This is a genomic window from Burkholderia sp. BE17 (assembly GCF_009362305.1).
Lineage (GTDB): Bacteria > Pseudomonadota > Gammaproteobacteria > Burkholderiales > Burkholderiaceae > Burkholderia > Burkholderia pyrrocinia_C.
In genome coordinates this window covers 1-6,742 of record NZ_WHNU01000090.1, presented here as the reverse complement: position 1 = coordinate 6,742, position 6,742 = coordinate 1, and the positions used below count along the sequence as shown (strand labels likewise).

The following is a 6,742-nucleotide window of genomic DNA, read 5'->3' as shown; positions in this document are numbered from 1 at the left end:
GTGGCGACGGGGGCGGTGGAGAGGATGCGGGCGAGCCGCGGTGCGGCCGGATCAGACGCCGTCGTCGTCGATTTCCTTGCGCTCCCGGCGTTCCTCGTTGCCGCGGCGCGCGCGCAGGCGCTGGCGCGACAGGACGGCGATCACCTGCTGGGTGGGCGCGCCGGACGGCAGCTCGTTGCGGATGCGATCGGGCACCATCGGCAGGCCCGCGCGCTGCCGGCGCAGCGCCTTTGCGATTGCCCGGCGGCATTCGTCCCCGTGGCAATCCCATTCATCGCGGATTCTCTGGCAATAACGGCATTGTTCCATCGGGACAGTCTAACGCGTCTTCGGGAACCGGGCAGGGCACGGGGCCGAACACGTCACGCGCTGGGTGCGGCCCCGGCGAGCGCTTGCGCATGAGACTGGAAGCGGCGGTGTTCTTCCGGCGGCACGAGCGAGCCGCCCGTCGCCCAGATGACGTGCGTCGACCGGCGCATGTCGATCGCGTGGCGCCGCACGTAATCGCGGCCGGCGGACGACCGCGTCAGCCAGCCGGGCCCGCCGACGGCAGCGGCGGCCGACGGCTCGAGTTCCACGCCGGTGGTGCGCCGAACCGCCAGCAGTTGCGCGTAGAGCTGCTCGTCGCTGACGGTGAAGACGCCCGACAATTGCGACGCCATCAGCGGACCGACAAGATGCGATGCCTGCGCGACCGCCAGGCCGTCGGCCTCGGTCCGGTTGTCGAGCCCCACGTCGTAGACGGACACCGGCTTGTCGACCCCGGCGGCAAGCTGGACCAGCATGCATGGCGAAGCGACGGGCTCGGCGAAAAAGCAATGCACGTGCTTGCCGAACAGCGCGTTGAGGCCATAGGCGATGCCGCCCGGCGCACCGCCGACACCGCACGGGATATGCACGAACAGCGGATGCGCCGCGCTCACGATGCGGCCCGCCGCGGCGAGCTGCGCGGCGAGATGCCGGGCGCTTGCGGCATAACCCAGGAACAGCATCGGCGAGCCTTCGTCGTCGACGAAATGGCAGCGCGGGTGACTGCGCGCCTGCGATCGTCCGGCCGCGACGGCTTGCGCATAGTCGCCGTCGTGCTCGACCACGCGAACGCCGCGGTTTCTCAGGCGTGCCTTCTTCCACGGCTTCGCGTCGGTCGACATGTGAACGACCGACTCGAACCCCAGCGCGGCGGCCATCACGCCGATGCTCAAGCCGAGATTGCCGGTGCTGCCCACGATGACGGTGTGCACGGCAAACAGCGCGCGCGCGGCGGCCGACGCGAGGATCCGCCGGTCTCCCGCGGGTTCGAGCAGCCCGTGTTCGATCGCGATCGACTCCGCGAGCGCCAGCACTTCGTGAAAGCCGCCGCGCGCCTTGATCGAACCGGCGATCGGCAGCGCATCGTCGCGCTTGATGAACCAGGCGCCGTGCTCGTCGGCCGAGTGCGACAACGCGCGCTGCAAATCATCCGCCGGCATCAGCGGCGACTCGATTTTCCCCGCGGTGGCCGCGAGTTCGGGAAACAGCTCGGCCATCAGCGGCTCGCATCGCGCCAGCCGCGCTTCGGCCATTGCAATGGCGTCGAACGACGGCGCGTCCTGCGGCAACGGGCTGCCGGCATCGGGGTTCAGCCACAGCAATGGGCGACGGGATTGAAGTTCGGCTAATAGGTTGGCGGGTTGGAGCGTGATGATCACGGATCGGCCTCGGCGTCGTTCAGCAGAATGATGACGGGCAATGCTACGATTCCGGCCGGTGGCGCGAAAGCGCCGATTTCTAATGGAAGCATTAGCCTGGCTTATATCCATGCGACTGGACGGTTCGATTCTCGGTGCGTTGCTCTGCTTTGAAACCGCCGGCCGACTGCTGAGCTTCACGAAGACGGCGCAGGCGTTCAACCTGACGCAAAGCGCCGTGAGCCAGCAGATCCGGCACCTGGAGGACCGGCTCGGCTATCCGCTGTTCGTTCGTCAGGCGCGCGGGCTGAAGTTGACGGAGAAAGGCGCGACGCTGCTCGGGACGATGTCGGGCGCGTTCGGCGACATCAATCGCACGCTTCAGGCGCTCGGGATGCCGAACGCGCCGCTGCAGGTGAGCTGTCTGCCGTCGCTTGCGCTGCAATGGCTGATGCCGCGTCTGACCGAGTTTCATCGGCAACAGCCGAACGTGTCGGTGCGCGTGAAAGCCGAGTTCCAGTTGCTGGACCGGCAGGCGATGGAAACCGACGACATCGATGTGGCGGTGCGCTACGATCCGGTGCAATACAGCCGGCTGCATGCCGACGCGATCCTCGACGAAACCCTGTTTCCGGTCGCGACGCCTGCGTATCTGGCGCAACATCCGTCGTTCGCCGGCGGGAAATCGCTCGACGGCGTCGTGCTGCTGCACGACGCCGCGCCGTGGGTCGGCGCGCCCGAGTTCGTGGAGTGGCGCACGTGGCTGGAGGAAGCCCGTCCGGCGTGGAGCACGCATCTGGACGGTCCGCAGTTCAATTTCTCCAGCCTTGCGATCACGGCCGCGCTGAACCACCAGGGCGTCGCGATGGGCCGCGCAGCGCTGGTGCATGACGAGATCGTGAGCGGACGATTGGTCGACGTGTTCGGAACGCACGTGCGCGCGCCGGCGCGCTACATGCTGCTGTCACGCAATCCCGACGATCCGCGCACCGCGGCGTTTTCGGGCTGGCTCAAGGCCGAGTGCGCGCGCTTCGACGAAGCACGGTCGCAATGGCTTTCGAACGGAAATGGATGCCGGTGACGATGTCGCTTCGTTCGCGCGGTGCTTTCGTCGCGAAAGCATCGACCACGGCAGGTTGAATGGGACTGCGAAGCAATCGGGTGAGGGAGCGTGCGTGAAACTACGATTTCCCATCCGTCTCCATACTGATTCCTTGCAGGCCGGCGGGAACGAGCGGTTTACCTGAGCGACCAGATTCCCCAGATGGCGATCAACAGGCCAAGGCCGAGCCCGCAGCCAAGCAACACATAGGTTTCCATCTCGTGCCTCTGAAAGCGGGGCAGCGCCGACGTCGGCATCAGCGTGCGGGTAGAAAATCGGTAACGTGTCGTCCGCGCCGTCGGGCGGAGCGAAACGCCGGGCCCGCGAATACTACGCTTTGCAGCTTTCAGAACGCATGCGCGATCGATGGCGGCGCGCCGATCGTCATTTCTTGCCGGCGTGCCCGCTGTCCGTTTGAGCGACGGGCGAACCGCCATGCCTGAACACGCCCGATTTCCAGATCATCTGCGATGCCGCGGCGAGCACGAACAGCAGCACGACCATCCGGAAGATCCTCGGCGACATCTTGTCCCGCAGCGGGCGGACGAGCCACATGCCGGCAATGGCGGGCAGGCTGGCCGCCGCCGAGATGGCCAGGTCGGCGCCGCTGGCGTGCGCGGTGCCGCTGAACGTCGTAATCAGCGTGACGATCGACACCACGAGGATGATCGCGATTTGCTTCGTGAACACGCGCCCGGTCGCGCCTGACGAAATCAGGTAGGTGGCGAGCAGCGGGCCCGGAACCGATGCGATGCTTTCCATCAGCGCCGCGCCGAACCCGAGCGCGAATCCGACGGGCTTCTGCCACGCGTCCGGCAGGTTGAGCTTCGGTGCGGCGAGCATCAGCGTCGCGGCAACGATCAGCAGTGCGCCCGATGCCGCCTGCGCGTGCCCCGGATTGAGGGACAGCAGGATCGCCACGCCGACGATATTGCCGATGACGGTGCCCGCGATCGGTGCGGCGATTTTCCGGGCCGTCGCCAGCACCTGGCCGCCTTCGAGCGCCTGCGGAATGTTGCCGAGGATGATCGGCATCGACAGCAGCAGCACCGCATGCCGGATCGGCAGGAACTGGCTGAGTATCGGCATCGCGATCAGCGGTACGCCGATGCCCGTGATCCCCTTGGCCATGCCGCCCAGCAGCAGCGCGACGGCTATGCCGGCCAGGTCGAACGCGGTAAGCCCCTGCAGGCTGGAGACCAGCACACCTTCAGTCAGATTGAAATGAATCATGGAATGGCATGTCGCGGCATCACCGGCAGCGAGCGCGGTCGATGGAGCCTGTTGCGGTCGCGTGCGTTCCGCACGCATTCGTTTTGGTCTGGCTTGAACCGGTCATCCGATCGCATGGCACCGCCTTTGGTGCGGCCGGCGAGCGCGCGGCCCCTTCCGGCCGGCAGGTCGTCCCGGCAAGCATGAGCAACGCGGTGGCGTGGTTCAACATGGCTTCTCGCCCGCCGGTCGGTGCGCATGCAATCGGCGCGGCGGATCGAGCGTGCATCTTACCTGAGGGCAGTCGGAGGACGTTCGGCTCGATCGCGGCGCGGGGCCGGGTGCCGTGCCGTTTGCCGTACTGTCGCTTCGGTTCAGTATGATTCATGATGCTTCACCGCCTCATGTAAAACATACATGCCCTGGAACAAGGAGACCCGATGACGCTTGCCCAGTTGCAGGCACTGGCCGCCGTAGTCGAACTCGGCTCGCTGACGGCCGCGGCCGACCGGCTCAGTCGCAGCCAATCCGCGATCAGCCATGCATTGACCGAGCTGGAGGACATCACGCAGGTCAAGCTGCTCTGGCGTGACCGGCAGCCGGTCGTGTTGACGGCGGCGGGCGAACGCCTGTGGCCGTATGTCCAGAGCGTGGTGCGTGAAGCGCAGATGCTGCGGCAGCAGTTCAGCCTGTCGCGCGGCAAGCTCGAAGGAAAGCTGGTGGTCGCGTCGCTGCCGAGCGTCTCGCTGGCGTTCGTCGTCCCCGCGCTCGAGGCGTTGAAGGAGCTGCACCAGGGTGTGTCGGCGGTGCTGCTCGAAGGCACGGACAGCGAAGTCGAAGGGTGGATCGACGACGGTACCGCCGACATCGGCGTGGTGGCCGGCACGAAGACGTTCGCGCACACTCTGCCGCTGCTCGACGAGGATTTTGTCGCGGTGGCGGCGGACGGCATGTTCGGCGGCCGCAAGAGCGTGTCGGCAAAACAGTTGTCCGCGGCGCCGTTCATTTTCTCGAAGGCCGGGTGCGGGCCGCTGATCGCGGATTACTTCGCGCGTGGCGGTGCGCCGCTTCGGGCCGCGTTCAACGTGGTCGAGATGCGCACCATTCTTTCGATGGCGGAGGCCGGCATGGGCGTGTCGATCGTGCCGCGCATCACGCTCACGTACACGCCGTTCGGCGGCCGCGTGCTGGAACTGTCGCCGAGATTGCATCGTTCCGTGCGGTTGTCGTGGAACGTGACCGGCAACGCGGTTATCGACGAGTTCGTGAGGCTCGTCGACGCACAACGCGTCAAGGCGGGGAAGGCGATCCAGACACGCGCGAAGAAGGGCAGGTAACCCGCGATCCGCACGATGAAAAGCGCTCATGGGCGGCTTGCAATTTATTCATGTTGAAGATGATCGAGATGCAATACATTGTTCGAACCTCGTCAACTTGACTGCTCTGCCGCGAAGGAGACTGCCGTGCCGGCCCTGCCCACCCTGTTTGCGTTCGGACTCGTGTCGCTCGGCATGGTGCTGACGCCCGGACCGAACATGATCTACCTGGTTTCGCGCTCGATCTGCCAGGGCCGCCGCGCAGGGCTCGTGTCGCTCGGCGGCGTCGCGCTGGGGTTCGTTTTCTACATGTTTTGCGCGGCGCTCGGCATCACCGCGCTGGTGCTGACCGTGCCGTATGCGTACGACGTGCTGCGCTTTTCCGGCGCGCTCTATCTGTCGTACCTGGCGTGGCAGGCGCTCAAGCCGGGCGGCCGCTCCGCGTTCCAGGTCCGGCAGTTGCCGCACGACAGCCGCGTCAGGCTATTCACGATGGGTTTCGTGACGAACCTCGCGAATCCGAAGATCGCGGTGATGTATCTGTCGCTGCTGCCGCAGTTCATTTCACCGGGGCACGGCAGCGTGCTCGCGCAATCGCTGGCGCTCGGCTGCGTGCAGATCGCGGTGAGCGTCAGCGTCAACGCGCTGATCGCCTGCATGGCCGGTTCCATCGCGGGTTTTCTGGCGGGACGGCCGGTCTGGGCGTCGGTCCAGCGCTGGTTGATGGGCACCGTGCTGGCCGGATTGGCGGTGCGTATCGCGCTGGAATCGCAACGCTAGAGCGGGCGGCTTGCGGTTCATGCAGCCGCAGCCGGCAACCCTGCGTCCCGTCGCAAGCCTCCCGCTTCGTCATCCGGCGCAATTGCCCTCGGCATCCTTCCCGACCTGCACGGGCGCTGCCTTTTCACCGCGTCGGCTGCGTGTCGCGAGCCAGCACAGGATCGATCCGCCGCACACCATCACCGCGCCTTGCCAGAATTCGACCGGCAGCGGCGCATGCAGCAGCGTCGCGGCGAGCGCGGCGGCGAGCACCGGCGTCAGGTACGACGCGCCGACGATGATCGTCACGTTGCCGTGCATGATGCCGGTGTTCCATGCCGCATAGCCGAACCCCAGCGCCGACGCAGCCAGCACGATATAGATGACCGCGTGAAGACTGAACGTCATGGCGCCGCCGCCTTCGATCGCGAACTTGATCCAGAGCGCCGCTGCGACCAGCATGAAGAACGGCGTGACGCCGTTCTTGCCGTCGGCAATGCGTGCCGTCACCGTGCAATAGCCGGCCCAGATCAGCGCGCCGAAGAAGGCGAGGCCATAGCCATCGTCTTATACATATCTTCGAGCCCCGGTTGCCGAGGCCGGAAAGAAGCGTTTACATTCAATGAGATAGCGCAGCGCTTGTAAACTGTCGGCGGATCGCGTTTACTTTCGCACTTTTCGTGAAC

Annotated in this window: 6 protein-coding genes and 1 pseudogene; 3 read left to right on the top strand and 4 right to left on the bottom strand. The window is 66.1% G+C overall.

Annotation, left to right across the window (positions count from 1 at the left end; genetic code table 11):
• Positions 1 to 51: 51 nt before the first annotated feature.
• The gene (locus tag GD429_RS39745; RefSeq protein ID WP_006478949.1) at positions 52 to 309 is read right to left on the bottom strand and encodes a hypothetical protein; all 258 of its coding nucleotides are present in this window, start codon (positions 307 to 309) and stop codon (positions 52 to 54) included.
• 53 nt (positions 310 to 362) lie between these two features.
• Positions 363 to 1,799, bottom strand: coding sequence for a D-serine ammonia-lyase (locus GD429_RS39740; RefSeq protein ID WP_152865672.1), 1,437 nt, complete (start codon positions 1,797 to 1,799; stop codon positions 363 to 365).
• Here GD429_RS39740 and GD429_RS39735 point away from each other — a divergent pair.
• Positions 1,792 to 2,748 carry a LysR substrate-binding domain-containing protein gene (locus GD429_RS39735; protein ID WP_321575147.1) on the top strand — a complete coding sequence of 319 codons (957 nt, stop codon included), beginning with the start codon at positions 1,792 to 1,794 and terminating at the stop codon, positions 2,746 to 2,748. The two genes, GD429_RS39740 and GD429_RS39735, sit on opposite strands and share 8 nt — an antisense overlap.
• A 405-nt stretch (positions 2,749 to 3,153) precedes the next feature.
• On the opposite strand, the gene GD429_RS39730 is transcribed toward GD429_RS39735, so the two are convergent.
• Entirely contained in the window at positions 3,154 to 4,002 is an 849-nt protein-coding gene (locus tag GD429_RS39730) for a sulfite exporter TauE/SafE family protein (RefSeq protein WP_152865668.1), read from the bottom strand.
• A gap of 419 nt (positions 4,003 to 4,421) precedes the next feature.
• Between GD429_RS39730 and GD429_RS39725 the strand changes: the two genes are divergently transcribed.
• Together GD429_RS39725 and GD429_RS39720 are read left to right on the top strand one after the other, a co-directional pair.
• Positions 4,422 to 5,318: a LysR family transcriptional regulator gene (locus tag GD429_RS39725; protein ID WP_152865666.1), complete on the top strand. Its 897-nt coding sequence runs from the start codon at positions 4,422 to 4,424 to the stop codon at positions 5,316 to 5,318.
• Between the two features lie 126 nt (positions 5,319 to 5,444).
• Positions 5,445 to 6,077 (top strand): LysE family translocator, encoded by a 633-nt coding sequence (locus tag GD429_RS39720; protein WP_321575146.1) that lies wholly within the window; start codon positions 5,445 to 5,447, stop codon positions 6,075 to 6,077.
• Between the two features lie 69 nt (positions 6,078 to 6,146).
• Here the strand turns inward: GD429_RS39720 and GD429_RS39715 are convergent.
• Positions 6,147 to 6,614, bottom strand: a pseudogene (locus tag GD429_RS39715) (EamA family transporter); the annotation flags it as partial.
• Positions 6,615 to 6,742: the final 128 nt, after the last annotated feature.

What these genes read in the sequence shown, in the direction of transcription:
- GD429_RS39740 (WP_152865672.1), bottom strand. Translation starts at nt 1,799, where the DNA reads ATGGATATAAGCCAGGCTAATGCTTCCATTAGAAATCGGCGCTTTCGC.
- GD429_RS39725 (WP_152865666.1), top strand. Translation starts at nt 4,422, where the DNA reads ATGACGCTTGCCCAGTTGCAGGCACTGGCCGCCGTAGTCGAACTCGGC.
- GD429_RS39730 (WP_152865668.1), bottom strand. Translation starts at nt 4,002, where the DNA reads ATGATTCATTTCAATCTGACTGAAGGTGTGCTGGTCTCCAGCCTGCAG.
- GD429_RS39745 (WP_006478949.1), bottom strand. Translation starts at nt 309, where the DNA reads ATGGAACAATGCCGTTATTGCCAGAGAATCCGCGATGAATGGGATTGC.